Genomic DNA, 17665 nt, shown 5'->3' with positions numbered 1-17665 from the left:
TATAGTAATTGGCATGGTGGAACTGAAGACAGATACCTCGATCGACGCCATGTACGAAGCGGGCCAGGTCGTCGCCCGTGCCCTGACAGCCGCACGGGACGCCGCCGACATCGGCGTCTCCCTGCTCGACCTGGACGCGCTGGCCCACGACGTCCTCCGCGAGGCCGGTGCGACCTCGCCGTTCCTGGGCTACCGGCCCTCCTTCGCCCCGACCCCGTTCCCGGCCGTGCTGTGCGCCTCGGTGAACGACGCGATCGTGCACGGCATCCCGACCCGCTACCGGCTGCGCGACGGCGACCTCGTCTCCCTCGACTTCGGCGCCGAGCTGAACGGCTGGGTCGGCGACTCGGCGATCAGTTTCGTCGTGGGCCGGCCGCGCGCCGCCGACCTCCGGCTGATCGAGACCGCCGAGCGGGCCCTCGCGGCCGGTGTCGAGGCCGCCGTCGTCGGCAACCGCGTCGGCGACATCGCGCACGCGATCGGCACGGTCTGCCGGGCGGGCGGCTACGGCATCCCGGAGGACTTCGGCGGGCACGGCATCGGCCGCCGGATGCACGAGGACCCGTCGGTGCCGAACGAGGGCCGCCCTGGACGCGGGATGCCGCTGCGGCACGGCATGGTCATCGCCATCGAGCCGATGCTCATCGCCGGCGGCACCGACACGTACCACGCGGACTCCGACGGCTGGACCCTGCGCACCACCGACGCCTCCCGCGCGGCCCATGTCGAACACACGGTGGCCATCACGGCCTCCGGCCCCCGGATCCTCACGGCCCGCTGAGAGCCGCGGCTGCGGCCGGGAACGGGGCTCCGAGCACCCCGCTGAACATGCCCGTACCCCTCGTCCGTGCGAAGGTGTTCTACGAGCGCGCCCGCGTGTAACCGGCTCCCGACCGGGTTACCCGGCTCCGGCACGTCGATCAGCGAGGGCGTCCCCGACCCGCGCAGGGACGCCGGATGGGAACGCCATGACCAGCGGTTTCACCGGACCGGAGGGCTACGACCCCTTCGGTGAGTTCCTCGCCCGCTTCTTCGGCGGCCCGCGTCCGGGGCCCCGCCAGATCGACATCGGCCGGCTGCTCAGTCAGCCGGCCCGTGATCTGGTGCGGGGCGCCGCGCAGTACGCCGCCGAGCACGGCAGCCGGGACCTCGACACCCAGCATCTGCTGCGCGCGGCCCTGTCCGCGGAGCCGACCCGGAGTCTGCTGAGCCGTTCCGGCGCGGATCCGGACTCGCTCGCCTCGGAGATCGACGAGCGCACCGGCCCCGTGCAGTTCCCGGAGGGCGACGTCCCGCCGCCCACCTCGCTCTCCCTCACCCCGGCGGTCAAGCGCGCTCTGCTGGACGCGCACGATCTGGCGCGGGCGAGCGGCACCGGCCACATCGGCCCGGAGCACGTCCTGAGCGCCCTCGCCGCCAATCCGGACTCGGCGGCCGGGCACATCCTCAACTCGGCCCGGTTCTCCCCCGGCGGTCTGCCGCCGGAGGCGCCGGAGGCCGGGGCGGCACCCCGCGCGGCCCGTGCCGAACGGCCGCGGCAGGCGACCACGCCGACCCTGGACAAGTACGGCCGCGACCTCACCGATCAGGCCCGCCGGGGCCGGATCGACCCGGTGATCGGCCGGGACGACGAGATCGAGCAGACCATCGAGGTGCTGTCCCGGCGGGGCAAGAACAACCCGGTGCTGATCGGTGACGCGGGCGTCGGCAAGACCGCCATCGTGGAAGGGCTGGCCCAGCGGATCGCCGACGGCGACGTGCCGGATGTGCTGGTCGGCCGCCGGGTGGTCGCCCTCGATCTGACCGGTGTCGTCGCGGGCACCCGCTTCCGGGGCGACTTCGAGGAGCGGATGAACAACATCGTCGACGAGATCCGCACCCACTCCGAGCAGCTGATCGTCTTCATCGACGAGCTGCACACCGTGGTCGGCGCGGGCGGGGGCGGCGAGGGCGGTTCGATGGACGCCGGGAACATCCTCAAGCCGGCGCTGGCCCGCGGCGAGCTGCACATCGTGGGCGCCACCACGCTGGAGGAGTTCCGCCGGATCGAGAAGGACGCGGCGCTGGCCCGCCGCTTCCAGCCGATCCTGGTGCCGGAGCCGACCACCGAGGACGCGCTGGAGATCCTGCGCGGACTGCGCGACCGCTACGAGGCCCACCACCAGGTGCGCTACAGCGACGAGGCGCTGGTGGCCGCGGTGGAGCTGGGCGACCGCTATCTCACCGACCGGCGGCTGCCGGACAAGGCGATCGACCTGATCGACCAGGCGGGCGCCCGGGTACGGCTGCGCGCCCGCACCAAGGGCACGGACGTCCGGGCGATGGAGCGGGAGGCCGAGCAGCTGGCCCGGGACAAGGACCAGGCGGTCGCGGACGAGCAGTACGAGGAGGCGATGCGGCTGCGGGACCGCATCACCGATCTCAAGCAGCGCATGGCGGAGGCCGCCGGAGACGGCGCGGCCGACGAGGGCCAGCATCTGGAGGTCACGGCCGAGGCGATCGCCGAGGTGGTGTCCCGGCAGACCGGCATCCCGGTGAGCCGGCTCACCGAGGAGGAGAAGGACCGGCTGCTGGGCCTGGAGGAGCATCTGCGGGAGCGGGTGATCGGCCAGGAGGAGGCGGTACGGGTGGTCGCCGACGCGGTGCTGCGCTCGCGGGCCGGGCTCGCCTCCCCCGACCGCCCGATCGGCAGCTTCCTGTTCCTCGGCCCGACCGGTGTGGGCAAGACGGAGCTGGCGCGTGCGCTCGCGGAGGCGCTGTTCGGCAGTGAGGACCGCATGGTCCGCCTGGACATGAGCGAGTACCAGGAGCGGCACACGGTGAGCCGTCTGGTCGGCGCGCCGCCCGGATACGTCGGCCACGAGGAGGCCGGGCAGCTCACCGAGGTCGTCCGCCGCCATCCGTACTCGCTGCTGCTGCTCGACGAGGTGGAGAAGGCGCACCCGGACGTCTTCAACATCCTGCTCCAGGTGCTGGACGACGGCCGGCTCACCGACTCCCAGGGCCGCACGGTCGACTTCGCCAACACGGTCATCGTGATGACCAGCAACCTCGGTTCGGAGGCGATCATCCGGCGCGGCGCCGGGATCGGTTTCGGGCCGGGCGGCGGTGAGGCCGACGAGGAGGCGCGCCGGGAGCAGATCCTGCGGCCGCTGCGGGAGCACTTCCGGCCGGAGTTCCTGAACCGGATCGACGAGATCGTGGTCTTCCGCCAGCTCTCCGCCGACCAGCTGCGGCGGATCACCGATCTGCTGCTGGAGCACACCCGCCGGCTGCTCACCGCCCAGGGCGTGGCGGTGGATTTCACCGACGCGGCGGTGGACTGGCTGGCCCGGCAGGGCTACCAGCCCGAGTACGGCGCCCGTCCGCTGCGCCGCACCATCCAGCGGGAGGTCGACAACCGGATCTCGCGGCTGCTGCTGGACGGCCGGGTGAAGGAGGGCGACCTGGTCACGGTGGACGTGTCGGACGACCGGCTCGCCTTCCTCCCCCGGCAGGCGGCCGCCTAGAAGAAGCCGGTGGGCCGCTGTCGATCCGGCCGTGTCCCGTTCGACGTGGTGGTGTACGGCGCCTGGCCGCGCGTCGGCACGACACGGACACGAACTGACGAGGAAGCACGTGGATCAACTGCTGAGAGTCATGAACTTCAACGTCTCGAGCGACGGGATCGGTGCCGGTGAGCACCAGAGTCTCGAGACACCGTTCGGCCTCGACCGTCCCGAGAGGCTGTTCGCCTGGGCCGGGGCCACGGCGAGCTGGCCCATGCGCACGGATCCCGGCGGAAGCCGAGGCCTCGACGACTACTTCACGCGGGACTTCGCGCGCGACATCGGTGCCGAGATCATGGGCCGCAACAAGTTCGGGCCCCAGCGGGGGCCCTGGCAGGACCATGAGTGGCGCGGCTGGTGGGGTGAGGAACCGCCGTTCCACACGCCGGTGTTCGTCATGACGCATCACAAGCGTCCGTCGTTCACGCTCTCCGACACCACGTTCCACTTCGTGGACGGCGACCCGGCCACGGTCCTCGGACAGGCGCGGGAGGCGGCCCGGGGCAAGGACGTCCGGCTCGGCGGCGGGGTCACCACCATCCGCGAGTTCCTCGACGCCGGTCTCGTCGACACCCTGCATGTGGCGGTCTCACCGGTGAAGCTCGGCTCCGGCCTGCGCCTGTGGGAGTCCCCGGACGAACTGCGGGACCGCTACCACCTGGAGGTCGTCCCCAGCCCCAGCGGCGTGACACACCACCTCTTCTGGCGCTGACCCTCACCGGGCGCCCGGCGCACGGGCGCCCGGTGAGGGCTCGCGGTCACGGCGTCAGCGCGCCTCCCGGACCACCATCGCCGAGCCGCCGCCGCGGCGTACCGTCTCGGCGGCGGCGAGCCACTTGCCGTCGGGCAGCCGTTGCACGCCGGTGGCCGCGCCGATCTCCGGGTTGAGCCGGAAGGAGTGGCCGATGGCCTCCAGCTCGGTACGCAGCGGGCTGTCGTACAGGCCGGGTTCGAGTTCGGTCTGGGCGGCGTTGCGCTGGCTGGCGCGTGGTGCGGCGATGGCGTCGACGAGCGGCAGGCCGCGGTCGAGGACGCCGGTCAGGGTCTGGAGCACGGTGGTGATGATGGTGGCGCCGCCGGGCGAGCCGACCGCCACGACCGGCCGGTCGTGGCGGTCCAGCACGATGGTCGGCGACATCGACGACCGGGGCCGCTTGCCCGGTCCGGGCAGGTTGGGGTCGTGCACGGCCGGGTTGGCCGGGGCGAAGGAGAAGTCGGTCAGCTCGTTGTTGAGCAGGAATCCGCGGCCGGGCACGGTGATGCCGCTGCCTCCGGTCTGCTCGATGGTGAGGGTGTAGGAGACGACGTTGCCCCACTTGTCGGCGGCCGTCAGATGGGTGGTGCTGTCGCCCTCGTACGTCGTGGGCGCGGCCGTGCCCGTACCGCCGCAGGTGGCGGGGTGGCGCGGGTCGCCGGGCGCGAGCGGGCTGGTGAGCACCGCGTCGTCCCGGATGAGGCAGCCCCGCGAGTCCGCGTACCGCTGCGACAGCAGTTCCTTCGTCGGTACGTCCTCGAAGGCCGGGTCGCCGACCCAGCGCCCGCGGTCGGCGAACGAGATCCGGCTGGCCTCGATGAAGCGGTGCAGGTATTGGGCCTGGCTCGCCTTCGACAGGTCGGTGCGCTCCAGGATGTTCAGCGCCTCGCCGACGGTGGTGCCGCCGGAGGAGGAGGGCGCCATGGAGTACACGTCGAGCCCGCGGTAGGACGTCCTGGAGGGGGCCTGGAGCCGGACGCGGTAGGCCTCCAGGTCCTTCGCGGAGAGGTCGCCGGGCCGGGCGTTCCAGCCCGAGCCCGGGTCCACCGGCGGCTTGTTGACGGTGGTGACGATGTCCTCGGCGAGGTCGCCGCGGTAGAGCGTGCCGACGCCCTTGCGGGCCAGTTCCTCGTAGGTGCGGGCGAGGTCGGGGTTCTTGAAGGTGGTGCCGACGACCGGGAGCTGCCCGCCGGGCAGGAACAGCTCGGCGGTGTCCGGGAAGTAGCGGAACCGGGTCTCGTTGGCGGCGGTCTGCGCGCGGAAGGTGGGGTCGACGGTGAAGCCGTCGCGGGCCAGCCGTACGGCGGGCTTCAGCAGGGTGCCGAGCGGCTTGCTGCCCCACTTGTCGAGTGCCGTGCGCCAGGTGGCGGGGGTGCCCGGGGTGCCGACGGCCAGGCCGCTGCTGACGGCTTGGGCGAAGGGCAGCGGTGTGCCGTTCTCCAGGAAGAGGCCGGAGTCGGCGGTGAGGGGGGCGGTCTCGCGGCCGTCGAGGGTGTGCACGGTGCGGGAGCGGGCGTCGTAGTAGACGAAGTAGCCGCCTCCGCCGATGCCGGCCGAGTAGGGCTCGGTGACGCCGAGCGCGGCGGCGGTGGCCACGGCCGCGTCGACGGCGTTGCCGCCCTTCCTCAGCACCTCGATGCCGGCGGCGGAGGCGTCGGCGTCGACGCTGGCGACGGCCCCGCCGTAGCCGACGGCGACGGGGACCTTCTCCACACCGGTGTCCGGTGCGGCGGTCGGTGGCGCTGCCGCCCCCACCGACACGACGGCGGCCGAGACCGCCAGGACCGTCAGTTTCCGTGCGACAGGGCGACGCATCCGCACCTCCAGTCAGGGAGCCGTCCGCGCAGCCTATGCCATCGCCATGGCCTCGTCAGGAAGGCAACGCGCCGTGTCCGAACACCGGTTCGCGCCGGGCCGCTAGCATGCGCGCCCATGAATGACGACGTGCGCAACATCGTTCTCGGGGTCGTGGCGGCGGGGATCAGCGCGGCCCTGGGCTGGCTCACCCGTACCTATCTGTGGAAGCGGAAGCTCCGGCGCAAGCAGACGTTCCTCGGGCTGCCGGACAACGCGGAGTCCCTGCTCGTCGTCAACCGCGACCCCGCCGCCGCCGAACCGGCCGTGCACCGCTTCGACGTCTTCGCGCTGCTGGAGCTGGCGGCGCTGATCAAGGACTGCGGTGCCCATGTCCAGGTGGTCACGCAGGACGCGGCCCAGCCGGGTTTCGGCGAGCGGACCGAGTTCTGCGTGGGCGGGCCGGGGTCGAACCGGCGGATGGCGGCCCACATGTCCGCCCTGCTGCCGGGTGTCCGGGTCAACGTGGACGCCGAACCGGGGCCGGACCGAGGCGCGTTCCAGATCGGCGGCGAGCGCTACCGCCTGGACGCGGGCCGCGTCGAGCACGTCCTGCTGGCCCGGCTGACGGATCCGCAGAACCGCCGGGCACGGCCGGTGTTCCTGTTCTGCGGGCAGCGCGCCATCACCAACCAGGCGGCGACCCGCTATCTCGCGCGCCATCACGAGCGGTTGTCCCGCAAGTACGGCACCGGCTCCTTCGTGCTGCTGCTGAAGGTGGTCAACTCCCAGGCGTACGGGCCGGACGTGGTGGAGCTGGTGGCGGATGTGACGCGCGCGGCGCAGGCGCCGCTCCCGGCGGCCCCGGCACCCCGGACCTCGCACCGGGCCGACTGATCCTCACGTCTTCAACGATTGTTACTTTCACGTAACTTACTCACGGGTTACCCCCGGTAAGGCACTGAGGTTACCGTCGGGTCACTTTTCGTTGACACGAGTGAGGAGTGACCCGTGGGAGTCCGTCGCAAGGCCCTGCGCACCACCGCCGCCGGCGCCGTCTCCGCGACCCTGGTCGCCGGTGGCACCCTGGCCGCCGCCCCCACCGCCCACGCCACGACGAGCACCGTGCGGTTCGTCGACATCGCCGGCGACGGCGGCACCACGCTCAAGGCGAACGTCGTCACCCCCGCCGGCGCCGACGGCGGCCACCGCTACCCGCTCATCGTGCTGCCCACGAGCTGGGCCATGCCGCAGATCGAGTACCTGGCCCAGGCGCAACGGCTGGCCGACTCCGGCTATGTGGTCGTCAGCTACAACGTGCGCGGCTTCTGGCAGTCCGGCGGCCACATAGAGGTCGCGGGCCCACCGGACATCGCGGACGCCTCCCGGGTGATCGACTGGGCGCTCGCCCACACCCCCTCCGACGCCGGCAAGGTCGGCATGGCCGGCGTCTCCTACGGTGCCGGCATCAGCCTGCTCACCGCCGCGCAGGACGAGCGGGTCAAGGCGGTCGCCGCGCTCAGCGGCTGGGCGGACCTGATCGACTCCATCTACTCCGGCCGCACCCAGCACGCCCAGGCGGCCGCCCTGCTCGGCGGCGCCGGACAGCTCACGGGACGACCGGGTGCCGAACTGCAGCAGGTCCTCACCGACTTCCTCGCCTCCGACCTGGACAAGGAGGACGAGATGATCGCCTGGGGGCAGAAACGGTCCGCCGCCACCCACATCGACCGGATCAACGACCACGGCACGGCCGTCATGCTCGCCAACGCCTGGGGCGACACCATCTTCCCGCCCAACCAGTACGCCGACTTCTACGAGAAGCTGACCGGCCCGAAGAGACTCCAGCTGCGCCCCGGCGACCACGCCACCGCCGAGGCGACCGGCCTGCTCGGGCTGCCCAACGACGTCTGGACCGACACCGAGCGCTGGTTCGACCACCACCTCAAGGGCGAGGACAACGGCATCGACCGCGAGCAGCCGGTGCGGCTCAAGTCCCGTTCCTCCGGCGGCTACGAGGACTACCCGGACTGGAAGTCGGTCGGCGCCGACCGGCGGAAGATCGCCCTCGGCGGCACCACCACCATCCACACGGGTGTCAACTCCGGCGCGGACGGCGGGATCGTGCTGCTGTCCAACCTCCTGGACCAGATCGCGCAGGTGCCCCCGACCGCCTCGATCCCCCTGCTCCCCCGGCGTTGGGCCGCCGTCTGGCAGTCGGAGCGGTACGGCACTCCGCAGCGGGTGCGCGGCACCGCCGCGTTGCACACGACGGTCACCTCGACCGAGGAGAGCGGAACCCTCGTCGCCTACCTGTACGACGTGGGCCCGCTCGGCCTCGGCAAGCTGGTCAGCAACGCGCCGTACACCTTCCACGGGCAGACGCCCGGCAAGCCGTTCGGCGTGGACCTGGAGTTGTCCTCCACGGCCTACGACGTCCCGGCAGGGCACCGGCTCGCCCTGGTCGTCGACACGGTGGACCCGCTCTACATCGAGCACAACCCGTCCGGCGCGCGGCTGACCTTCTCCTCGCCGGCCGCCGACCCGTCGTACGTGTCGGTGCCACTGCGCGAGCAGTGATCGGCGACCGCGGCCGAACGGCCCGGCTCCGAGTTCTGCTGCCCCCTACGGTCCGAAGGCCGTGGGGGGTTCCCCCTCCAGGCAGCAGAGTTCCTGGGATGAACGGCATATCGTAGTCGAGATCCGGGGCGCCGGTCCGGTCCACGGGCGCAAACATGGATCGGCCCCCCCTCCCTCGGCGCTCGAGGATCCTTCGGAGGCCCACCTGGTCGAGTCGATCGGCTGATCGACGGCCATGCTCAGCGCCACCCACTTTCGGCTGTGTCGCGACTGCCGCAAGCTATCCAGCCCCGATGAGGGCGCAGGAGCGACACGCACCCGTCGGGCATAAGCCGTATTTACGCCGAACCATGAGCCCGCGCCGAGTCCGGGCCGAGCCGGCGCCGAGCCGGAGGAGATCAGGCCGCGGCGACCTCGGCGTACCACTGCGACAGCTCGGGCACCCCGTTGACCGCCCACTCCTGCCCGGCGGCCACCACGTCGACCTCCCGCCCCGAGGCGAGCAGGACGACCGGCTGGCCGTCGGAGCGGATCATCCAGGCGGCGCCCGGCACGGTCCGCACGACCACGGTGCCCAGGTACAGCCCGGCGTCGTTGCCCAGCCAGGGAAGGATCTCCGCGTCGTCCCGCCAGCGCGGCAGCAGCTGGTCCAGGGCCTCCAACGAGCCGACCGTGTCGTCGAGTTCGACACCGGTCTGCCCCGCCTGGGAGCGCAGCAGCTCGCATTCGGCCAGGAGTTCGCCGATGCCTTCGGGATCGACAGCCCCACGTTCCGTGCGCCGCTTGCCCAGGAAAGGGATGTTCATACCTCCAGCCTGTCATTCGAACCGGCCGGCGCACCACAGGGCACGCGGACGATCACGGCCACACCTCCGGGCGGTTTCACGCCGTGTTCGCTCCCGGTTCGTTGACGGCTCCCGGCCCGCTCTCTAGCGTCACGGGCCGGTGTCCGTGTCGGCTGTGTCGGGAGGTCCTGTCGGTGCGCAGAGGGATCCGGGGACTCGTGGTGGTCCTCCTGCTGTTCGCCTCCGCGGTGCCGGCGGCCGCCGCCCGGGCCACCGCCGAGCGACGGGCCGAACCACAGCCGATCACCCGGCTGTTCGACAACGTCGCCGTCAGCGACGACACCCGTCCCGCCGCGGCGGACTTCGACGGCTCCGGCGCCTCCCTGTCGGCGCGGGACCTCACCGCCGCCGGCTGGACACCCGGCCGCGCGCTCACCGTCGAGGGCGCCCGGCTGACCTGGCCGCGCCGGGCTCCTGGCGAGCCGGACAACGTCGTCGCCGACGGGCAGGCGGTACGGGTCCACGGCCGCGGCGACGCCCTCGCCTTCCTGGTCGCGGGCACCACCGGCGACGACGTGACCGGCTCCGGCACGGTCGAGTACGCCGGCGGCGGCCGCTCCCCGTATCGGCTCACCGCCCCCGACTGGCGCCGCGGACCCCTCGCCACCAAGGCGGTGGCCCTGCCGCACCTCAACACCCCCACCGGCCAACTCGCCGAGCGGGTCCGGCTGTACGTGGTGACCGTGCCGGTCGTGCCGGGCCGCGAGATCGTCGCGGTGCGGCTGCCGCGCGCGGCCGGTCTGCATGTGTTCGCGGTGTCGGTGCGGCCGGAGACCACCGGCTGGACCGGCAGCTGGGCGGCGGCGACCTCCGGGTATCCGGCCGTCGGACCGTGGACCGACCGGACGCTGCGGCTGGTGGTGCACACCTCGGCGGGCGGGCCGCGGGTGCGGCTGCGCTTCGACAACACCTTCGCCGCCGCGCCGGTACGGATCGGCAGCGCCACGGTCGCACTCCGTGAGACGGGCGCGGCGGCCCGCGGCACGCCGGTCCCGCTGACGTTCCGCGGCACGGCCGGCACCGAGATCCCGGCGGGCGCGCAGGGTCACAGCGACCCCGTCGACTTCGACGTGCCCCCGGACGCCGATCTGCTGGTCAGCTTCCACCTCCCCGGCACCGTGCCGGCCGCGCCCGTGCACCGGCTCGCCCAGCAGCGGTCGTACGTCAGCGAGGCCGGTGACCACGCGGCCGAGGCCTCGGCGACGGCGTACACCTCGGTGATCACCAGCTGGCCGCTGCTCACCGGCGTGGACGTGGGTGGCGGGCCGGGATCGGTGGTGCTGCTCGGCGACTCGATCACCGACGGCGACCGATCGACCGTGGACGCCAACAGGCGCTGGCCGAACGTGCTGGCCACCCGCCTGCTGGCGCAGCGGGAGGTGCCGCGCTACGGGGTGCTCAACCAGGGCATCTCCGCGAACCGGGTGGTCACCGACCGCTACCCGGGCGACAGGGTCTCCACGGACAGCGGTGGTGTGAGCGCCCTGCACCGCCTCGACCGGGACGTCCTCGCCCAGACCTCGGCCCGGACGGTGGTGGTCTTCCAGGGCGTCAACGACGTGCGCTGGGGCACGACCGCCGACCAGCTGGCCGCCGGGCTGCGGGAGATCGCCGACCGCGCGCACGCCCGCGGGCTGCGGGTGCTGGCGGCGACGATCCTGCCCTGCGAGGGCGAGGCCCGCTGCACGGCCGCCGTCGACGCCGAGCGGGTCGCCGCCAACGACTGGATCCGCGGCGCCGCGGTGTTCGACGGGGTGCTCGACTTCGACGCCGTGATCCGGGACCCGCAGCGGCCGGCCCGGATGCTGCCCGCGTACGACAGCGGGGACCATCTGCATCCCGGCGACACCGGGCTGGCGGCGCTGGCGGACTCGGTGGACCTGCGGCTGCTGTGAGCCGGGGCCCGGCGCGGGCTTTTGCGGGACCCTGCCGGGTGGGTCCGTCGCGTGGGTCCGTCGCGTGGGTCTACACGTCCAGGTCGACCACGACCGGCGCGTGGTCCGAGGCGCCCTTGCCCTTGCGCTCCTCGCGGTCCACGTACGCGTCCTTCACCGAGCCGGCGAACGGCTCGTTGCCGTAGACCAGGTCGATGCGCATGCCGCGGTTCTTGGGGAAGGCGAGCTGGCGGTAGTCCCAGTACGTGAACGGCCGGTCGTACTTCAGGGGGCGCGGGACGACGTCCGTGAGGCCCGTCTCGCGCAGGGCGGCGAGGGCGGCCCGCTCGGCGGGGGTGACATGGGTGAGGCCCTCGAAGGCGGCCGGGTCGAAGACGTCGTCGTCGGTCGGGGCCACGTTGTAGTCGCCCAGCACGGCGAACGGGCGACTGCCGCCCGCGTCGCCCGCGACGGCCGCCTTCAGGGCCTCGAACCACTGGAGCTTGTACGCGTAGTGCGCGTGCTCCACCTCACGGCCGTTCGGCACGTACACCGACCAGACGCGGACCGGGCCGCAGGTCGCGGAGATGGCGCGGGGCTCCGCCGAGCCGTCGTAACCGGGGTCGCCGGGCAGGCCCTTGACCACGTCCTCGATGCCGACGCGGGAGAGCACCGCCACGCCGTTCCACCGGCCGGTGGCGTGCACCGCCGCCTCGTACCCGAGATCGCGCAGCTGGTCGAACGGGAACTGCTCCTCGGCGACCTTGGCCTCCTGGAGGCAGAGCACGTCGGTGCCGCTGCTCTCCAGCCAGGCCAGCAGCCTCGGCAGGCGAGCGGTGATCGAGTTCACGTTCCAGGTGGCGATGCGCATGTCTCACAACCTACCGGGCGGGACCGACAACGCGGTCCCGCCCGGGGCCCGGCTCACACCTCGGCGGAGTCGCCCGGGGTCAGCCGCAGGTGCTCCGAGCCGCCCAGCTGCCCGATCTGCCGGTCGTAGATCGGTCGGGCGAGGTCGGTGAGCAGGGCGTCGTGGATGTCGTAGGCGCGCCGCGGCCGGACCTCGCGGACGTAGTCGATGACCTCGGAGATCTTGCTCCACGGGGCCATCACCGGCAGCATCAGCGTCTCGACCGGGTGGTCGGGGACGGTGAGGGCGTCGCCGGGGTGGAAGACCTTGCCGCCGTCGACGAGGTAGCCGACGTTGGTGACGCGCGGGATGTCCGGGTGGATCACCGCGTGCAGCTCGCCGTGCACCTGCACGTCGAAACCGGCGGCGGTGAAGGTGTCGCCGTGGCCGACGGTGTGCACCCGCCCGGGGAACGCCGCGGAGAGCTTCTCCGCGACCGCCCTGAGGGTCCAGATCTCCGCGGCCGGGTTGGCTTCCAGACCGGCCCGCAGCCGGCCCTCGTCGAAGTGGTCGGGGTGCTCGTGCGTGACGAGGATCGCGTCCGCGCCGAGGACGGCGTCCTCCTCGGTGAACCCGCCGGGGTCGAGGACGAGCGTGCGCCCGTCCTTCTCCAGACGGACGCAGGCGTGCGACTTTTTCGTGAGCTTCATGGGTCCATCCTGCCGCCCGCCCCTCGCCGGCCCTCACACCCGGCGCTCACTCCTGACGTTCGCTGTCGAGGTTCACTCCCGGCGTTCACTCCCGGCGTTCACTCCTGGGGAGTGGTCTCCTCCCGGATGACCTCCTGCGCCACCCTGAACGCGCTGTTCGCCGCCGGTACGCCGCAGTAGACGGCGGCGTGCAGCAGCACCTCCCTGATCTCGGCCGGGGTCAGACCGTTGCGCAGGGCGGCCCGGGTGTGGAAGGCCAGCTCGTCCAGGTGGCCGCCCGCGACCAGCGCGGTGAGGGTGATGCAGCTGCGGGTGCGCCGGTCGAGGCCCGGACGGTCCCAGACCTCGCCCCACGCGTAACGGGTGATGAACTCCTGGAAGTCGCCGGAGAAGTCGTCGGCCTGCGCCAGCGCCCGGTCCACGTGCGCGTCGCCCAGGACCTCCCGGCGCACCTTGAGGCCCGCGTCGTACGGGTCCGGCCGGCCCACGGCCTGCGGCTGCGTGGCGGGCGGGGCGATCTCGGCGATGGGCGCGCTCTGCGCGGGCACGGCGGCGAGCACCGGCTTGACGGGGGCGGCCGGGATGGCCATCTGGCCGGTGCCGGGGTCGAGGACCGGCTGCCAGGCGGTGGAGAAGTGCGTGACCAGCAGGTCCGTGACCGCGGCGGGCTGCTCAACGGGCACCAGATGGGAGGCGCCCGGGACCACCGCGAGCCGGGCGTCCGGGATGCCGGCGACCAGGGTGCGGGCCTCGGCGGGGCCGGTGACCTGGTCCTCCGAGCCGACCAGCACCAGCGTCGGCACGCCCACCCGGCCCAGCTCCGGCCGGACGTCGAAGGTGGCGAGCGCCTCGCAGGCGGCGATGTAGCAGCCGGGGTCGGTGGTGCGCACCATCTGCACGGCCCAGTCGGTGATCGCGGGCTGCGCGGCGGCGAAGCCGGAGGTGAACCAGCGGTCCGGCGCGGAACGGGCGATCGGGTCCAGTCCGTTGGTCCGGACGATCACTCCGCGCTGGCGGAACTCGTCCGCGGTGCCGAAGCGCGGGGAGGCGGCGATCAGCACCAGCGAGGCCAGCCGCTCCGGGTGGCGCAGCGCCAGCTCGACGCCCACGGCACCGCCGAGCGCGCAGCCCGCGTAGCCGAAGCGCTGCACGCCGAGGCCGTCGAGGGTGGCGAGCAGCCGGGCGGTGAGCTCGGTGACGGACGCCGCGGGATAGGCGGGGGCGCCGCCGTGGCCCGGCAGGTCGAACCGGAAGACACGCCACTGCTTGGTCAGCTCCGGGACCTGCCGGTCCCACATGTGCCATGTGGTACCCAGTGAGGGACCCAGGATCAGAACCGGCGCGTCTTCTGGCCCGTCGAAGCGGTATTGCAGGGTGTTCGGCACTGTCTCACTCACGCGTCAGACCCTCTCACGTCTCGCGAAATCTCACACAGCCCGGGGATCCCTGCGGCTCTTGACCCTCTCGGCGCGGCACGTCCGGCACTGCCGGAACCCTCGGGGATGAAGAACGGGCCCTCCGAAGCAGTGCCGCTCCGCCGCCCTGATCCGCTGCGGCCTCATGGGTTTTCTCGTAGCTCCACAGCGCGGCCGATGAGTTTGTGGCTCCCGGCCGGTCCAAGCTCGTGACACCTCAGGAAAGGACACCGTCATGTCGGAGCTTCTCGTCGACTTCATCACCTCCCTCGACGGCCACGCATCGGGGCAGGGATGGCCCGGGTTCTGGGGCCTCGAGGGCCCGGAGTACCTCGCCTGGCTCGGCGAGCAGCCCGAGGCCACCTATCTGATGGGAGCGAACACCTACCGCCTGATGTCGGGCTTCGCCGCAGGCGAGGTCCCGAATGGGCAAGACGAGTTCAGGCCCGAGGAGGAGGCGTCCGTCGACGAGCTCACGCAAGCGTCCAAGGTGGTGTTCTCCTCTTCCCTCGAGGAGCCACTGACGTGGGCCAACTCCACGCTCGTCCGCGACGACGCCGTCGAGGCCGTGCGCGCCATGAAGTCGAGTGGCTCAGGGCTCCTCAGCACGATCGGCAGCCTCAGCCTGTGCCGGTCCCTGCTACGAGCCGGACTCGTCGACCGCTTCCGGGTCGTGATGTTCCCGGTGATCACCGGGGCCACGGGAGAGGAACGCATCTACGACGGCTATCCGGACGTTGCCCTCGAGATGATCGAGCACCGCACCTTCGACGGGCGCATCCAGCTGGTCGAGTACAAGCCCCGCGTGCTCGAGCACCCGCCGCTCGGTGTCCCGGCGTGACGTCGCCCCGTCCGCCGGTCCGGACGGCCGTCAGGCCGGCGTCGGCGGCTTCGGCCGCTGGTCCCTCGCACGCGGGCCGGTTCACCTCGCACACCTGGACCTGCTGAGCCGGCGGGTAACGGGACAGGCCCGCGTCCAGCGGCTCCCGCATGCCGCGTCATTCCGAAGGAATGCGAAACTCGAATTCGGGACGGTCCCACGGCACGGCGGGCGGGTTCGCGAACGCGGTCCCGGTCCGCACCGCACCGACGCGGTGGTAGAAGTCCTCGGCGGGAAGATGCGACACGACCTTGACACGGTCGAGCCCGGCGGCACGGGCCTCGGACTGCATGTGCGCGACGAGCAGCCGTCCGATACCCCGTCCTTGCGCTTCGTCGGCGACGAACAGCAGGTCGAGCTCCGGTGGAGCGAGCACGAGCGAGTAGAACCCGAGGACCCGGCCTCCCTGCTCGTCAGCGCCGACGGCCACAAAGACGCGGTGGGCCTCGATGTAATCAGGGCCGACCCGGTAACCCGCGACTGCGGCTGCGTACTCACCCTCGTAGGCGCGTGAGCCACGCACCAGCCGCGTGAGCCGTTTGGCATCCCGCGCAACGGCCCTGCGTACCGTGATCGGCCGGCTGATCGGGGAAGTGCGTGGACTCATCGGGAAAGTATTTCGCACCGGGGCCTGCCGCCGTGCGGCGGGTCGGCTGCTCGGGACGGATTCCCGCACCGCTCCCGGGAACCGCCTGCCCAGGCTCCGATCGGCCAAGTCACTGCTCACGCCCCAGGCCCTCTCACGTCTCGCGCGATCTCTCACGAAGAGGTCTGCGATGTCCACCGAAGCTCGACGGGATCGGGGACGGCGGCAGCCATGGCGTGTCCCGAAAGGGGCGCCCCCACCGCACCGTTGTGCCGGGGTCCGGTGGGGGCGTCGTGGCGAGCTGTTCTCCAGCGTCGAGTGGTCAGCGCTGCAGAGTGAGGAGACCCGGCCGCCACGGCAGCTGGTTGTAGTCGCCGCCCGCGGCGGGCGACTTGCCCTGGTAGAGGAACTGGAGGTTGCAGGGGTCGATGGTCATGGTCTGGTCCGGGTTGTTGCGGACCAGGTCACCGTGGCTGATGTCGTTGGTCCAGGTGGCACCGCTGTTGGCCTTGCCGGCGAAGGGGTTGCTCTCGGTGGCGGCCTGCGGGGTCCACGAGCCGCTGAGGCTGGAGGCGGTGAAGGAGCGGAAGTAGCGCCCGTTCGCGCCCATCGCCTCGACGATCATGAGGTACTGGTTCTGGCCCTTGACCTTGTAGACCTGCGGCGCCTCGAAGAGGTTGGCCTTCGTGTCGCTCATGATCGTCGTGTACGACGAGCCGAAGTTGCCGGGGAAGTTCCCGATCGGCATGCTCGCCCGGTAGATCTTGCCGTTGTCGCCGGCGAAGAAGAGGTACATGTTCTGGCCGTCGGCGATCAGGGTCTGGTCGATCGGGCCGGTGTCGGAGCCGGTGATGCTCCCGGTGAACAGCGGCTGCGGAGCGGACCAGCCGTTGGGGTTGGTGGGGTCGCTGGACGTGCGGTAGATGAAGGGCCAGGCACCCCACTGGTAGGCCAGCACCCAGATGTTCTTGGGCGCGAAGTAGAACAGCGTGGGGGCGACCGCCGCCTGGCTCATCCCGGTCTGGCCGGCCGACGCCATGTCCGACCAGTTGGTGAAGGGACCGAACATCATCGAGCCGTACGACGATCCGGAGACGTTCGACGCGTAGACGAGGTGCTTGCCGTTGTGGGTCACGGTGGTGAAGTCCTTCACCGCGGCCCACCCGTTCGCCGGCTGCGCCAGTACGCCCGTCGAGGACCACCGGTACGTCGCCGGAAGAGCACACGTGCCGTCCGGCGGGGTCGGGGTCCCGGACAGGCCGGTCCACTTCTGATGGCTGCCGCCGTTGCACGTCCAGAGCTGCACCGCCGTGCCGTTGGCCGTACCGGCGCCCGCGGCCTCCAGGCACAGTCCGGACTCCACACCGACGATCGTGCCGTCGGAGTTCACCCGCCACTGCTGATTGGCGCCACCGGAACAGGTCCAGATCTGCACCCGCGTACCGGCCGTGGTGGCGTGGCCCGGAACGTCCAGGCATTTGTTGCCGTACACGGTCAGCTGGTTGGCGTCCGTCAGCGTCCACTGCTGGTTGGTCCCGCTCCAGCAGTCGTACAGCTGAAGGGACGTACCGTCGGCCTGGTTGGCGCCCGGCACGTCCAGACACCGGTTCGAGCCGACACCGCGCAAGGCGCCGCTGGAGGCTGCCTGAGCGGGGGTGGCGACGAGCATCGCCGCCAGCGCGGCCAGGGCCGCGAGCACCGCGGCGAGCACGACGGACGTTCGCCTGTGGATCGGATTTTGTCGGTGCCATGACATGCGCATGCGAGGGCTCCTTGCGGCTCGGTGTTCGGGGGTGTGACCCGGAGAATCCCAGATTCACTGCTGTGCG

General features: G+C 72.0%; 14 protein-coding genes. 7 read left to right on the top strand and 7 right to left on the bottom strand.

The window, feature by feature from the left end; all coding sequences use genetic code 11:
* Nucleotides 1-13: 13 nt before the first annotated feature.
* The 3 genes from map to ABT232_RS15925 all read left to right on the top strand — a co-directional run bounded on the left by map (nt 14) and on the right by ABT232_RS15925 (nt 4260).
* On the top strand, nt 14-781 hold the full coding sequence (map, locus tag ABT232_RS15935; protein WP_351840493.1) for a type I methionyl aminopeptidase: 768 nt from the start codon (nt 14-16) through the stop codon (nt 779-781).
* A 187-nt stretch (nt 782-968) separates the two neighbouring features.
* A complete protein-coding gene (locus ABT232_RS15930) occupies nt 969-3509 on the top strand; it encodes an ATP-dependent Clp protease ATP-binding subunit (RefSeq protein ID WP_351840492.1) in 2541 nt (846 codons plus the stop codon).
* A gap of 109 nt (nt 3510-3618) precedes the next feature.
* Nucleotides 3619-4260 (top strand): dihydrofolate reductase family protein, encoded by a 642-nt coding sequence (locus ABT232_RS15925; RefSeq protein WP_351840491.1) that lies wholly within the window; start codon nt 3619-3621, stop codon nt 4258-4260.
* 54 nt (nt 4261-4314) lie between these two features.
* Here ABT232_RS15925 and ggt read toward each other — a convergent pair whose 3' ends face one another.
* Nucleotides 4315-6117: a gamma-glutamyltransferase gene (ggt, locus tag ABT232_RS15920; protein ID WP_351840490.1), complete on the bottom strand. Its 1803-nt coding sequence runs from the start codon at nt 6115-6117 to the stop codon at nt 4315-4317.
* A 117-nt stretch (nt 6118-6234) separates the two neighbouring features.
* Here ggt and ABT232_RS15915 point away from each other — a divergent pair, with 117 nt between their 5' ends.
* On the top strand, nt 6235-6993 hold the full coding sequence (locus ABT232_RS15915) for a hypothetical protein (RefSeq protein WP_351840489.1): 759 nt from the start codon (nt 6235-6237) through the stop codon (nt 6991-6993).
* A 114-nt stretch (nt 6994-7107) separates the two neighbouring features.
* The gene (locus ABT232_RS15910) at nt 7108-8676 is read left to right on the top strand and encodes a CocE/NonD family hydrolase (protein ID WP_351840488.1); all 1569 of its coding nucleotides are present in this window, start codon (nt 7108-7110) and stop codon (nt 8674-8676) included.
* A 398-nt stretch (nt 8677-9074) separates the two neighbouring features.
* Here the strand turns inward: ABT232_RS15910 and ABT232_RS15905 are convergent, their stop codons facing one another.
* Nucleotides 9075-9482, bottom strand: a complete 408-nt coding sequence (locus ABT232_RS15905; protein WP_351840487.1) for a DUF6278 family protein — start codon at nt 9480-9482, stop codon at nt 9075-9077.
* Nucleotides 9483-9655: 173 nt separating this feature from the next.
* Here ABT232_RS15905 and ABT232_RS15900 point away from each other — a divergent pair, with 173 nt between their 5' ends.
* The gene (locus ABT232_RS15900; RefSeq protein ID WP_351840486.1) at nt 9656-11416 is read left to right on the top strand and encodes an SGNH/GDSL hydrolase family protein; all 1761 of its coding nucleotides are present in this window, start codon (nt 9656-9658) and stop codon (nt 11414-11416) included.
* A 70-nt stretch (nt 11417-11486) separates the two neighbouring features.
* Here ABT232_RS15900 and ABT232_RS15895 read toward each other — a convergent pair whose 3' ends face one another.
* The 3 genes from ABT232_RS15895 to pcaDC all read right to left on the bottom strand — a co-directional run bounded on the left by ABT232_RS15895 (nt 11487) and on the right by pcaDC (nt 14352).
* On the bottom strand, nt 11487-12266 hold the full coding sequence (locus ABT232_RS15895) for an exodeoxyribonuclease III (protein ID WP_351840485.1): 780 nt from the start codon (nt 12264-12266) through the stop codon (nt 11487-11489).
* Nucleotides 12267-12319: 53 nt separating this feature from the next.
* The gene (locus ABT232_RS15890; RefSeq protein WP_351840484.1) at nt 12320-12955 is read right to left on the bottom strand and encodes an MBL fold metallo-hydrolase; all 636 of its coding nucleotides are present in this window, start codon (nt 12953-12955) and stop codon (nt 12320-12322) included.
* Nucleotides 12956-13053: 98 nt separating this feature from the next.
* The gene (gene pcaDC / locus ABT232_RS15885; RefSeq protein WP_351840483.1) at nt 13054-14352 is read right to left on the bottom strand and encodes a bifunctional 3-oxoadipate enol-lactonase/4-carboxymuconolactone decarboxylase PcaDC; all 1299 of its coding nucleotides are present in this window, start codon (nt 14350-14352) and stop codon (nt 13054-13056) included.
* Nucleotides 14353-14605: 253 nt separating this feature from the next.
* Here pcaDC and ABT232_RS15880 point away from each other — a divergent pair, with 253 nt between their 5' ends.
* Nucleotides 14606-15211, top strand: a complete 606-nt coding sequence (locus tag ABT232_RS15880) for a dihydrofolate reductase family protein (RefSeq protein WP_351840482.1) — start codon at nt 14606-14608, stop codon at nt 15209-15211.
* Nucleotides 15212-15368: 157 nt separating this feature from the next.
* On the opposite strand, the gene ABT232_RS15875 is transcribed toward ABT232_RS15880, so the two are convergent.
* Both ABT232_RS15875 and ABT232_RS15870 read right to left on the bottom strand, forming a co-directional pair.
* Entirely contained in the window at nt 15369-15857 is a 489-nt protein-coding gene (locus tag ABT232_RS15875) for a GNAT family N-acetyltransferase (protein ID WP_351840481.1), read from the bottom strand.
* A gap of 301 nt (nt 15858-16158) precedes the next feature.
* Nucleotides 16159-17592: a non-reducing end alpha-L-arabinofuranosidase family hydrolase gene (locus ABT232_RS15870; protein WP_351840536.1), complete on the bottom strand. Its 1434-nt coding sequence runs from the start codon at nt 17590-17592 to the stop codon at nt 16159-16161.
* Nucleotides 17593-17665 lie beyond the last annotated feature (73 nt).

The sequence above is a fragment of the Streptomyces sp. NPDC001532 genome, from assembly GCF_040298625.1.
Lineage (GTDB): Bacteria > Actinomycetota > Actinomycetes > Streptomycetales > Streptomycetaceae > Streptomyces.
This window is presented reverse-complemented; position numbering and strand designations above follow the sequence as displayed.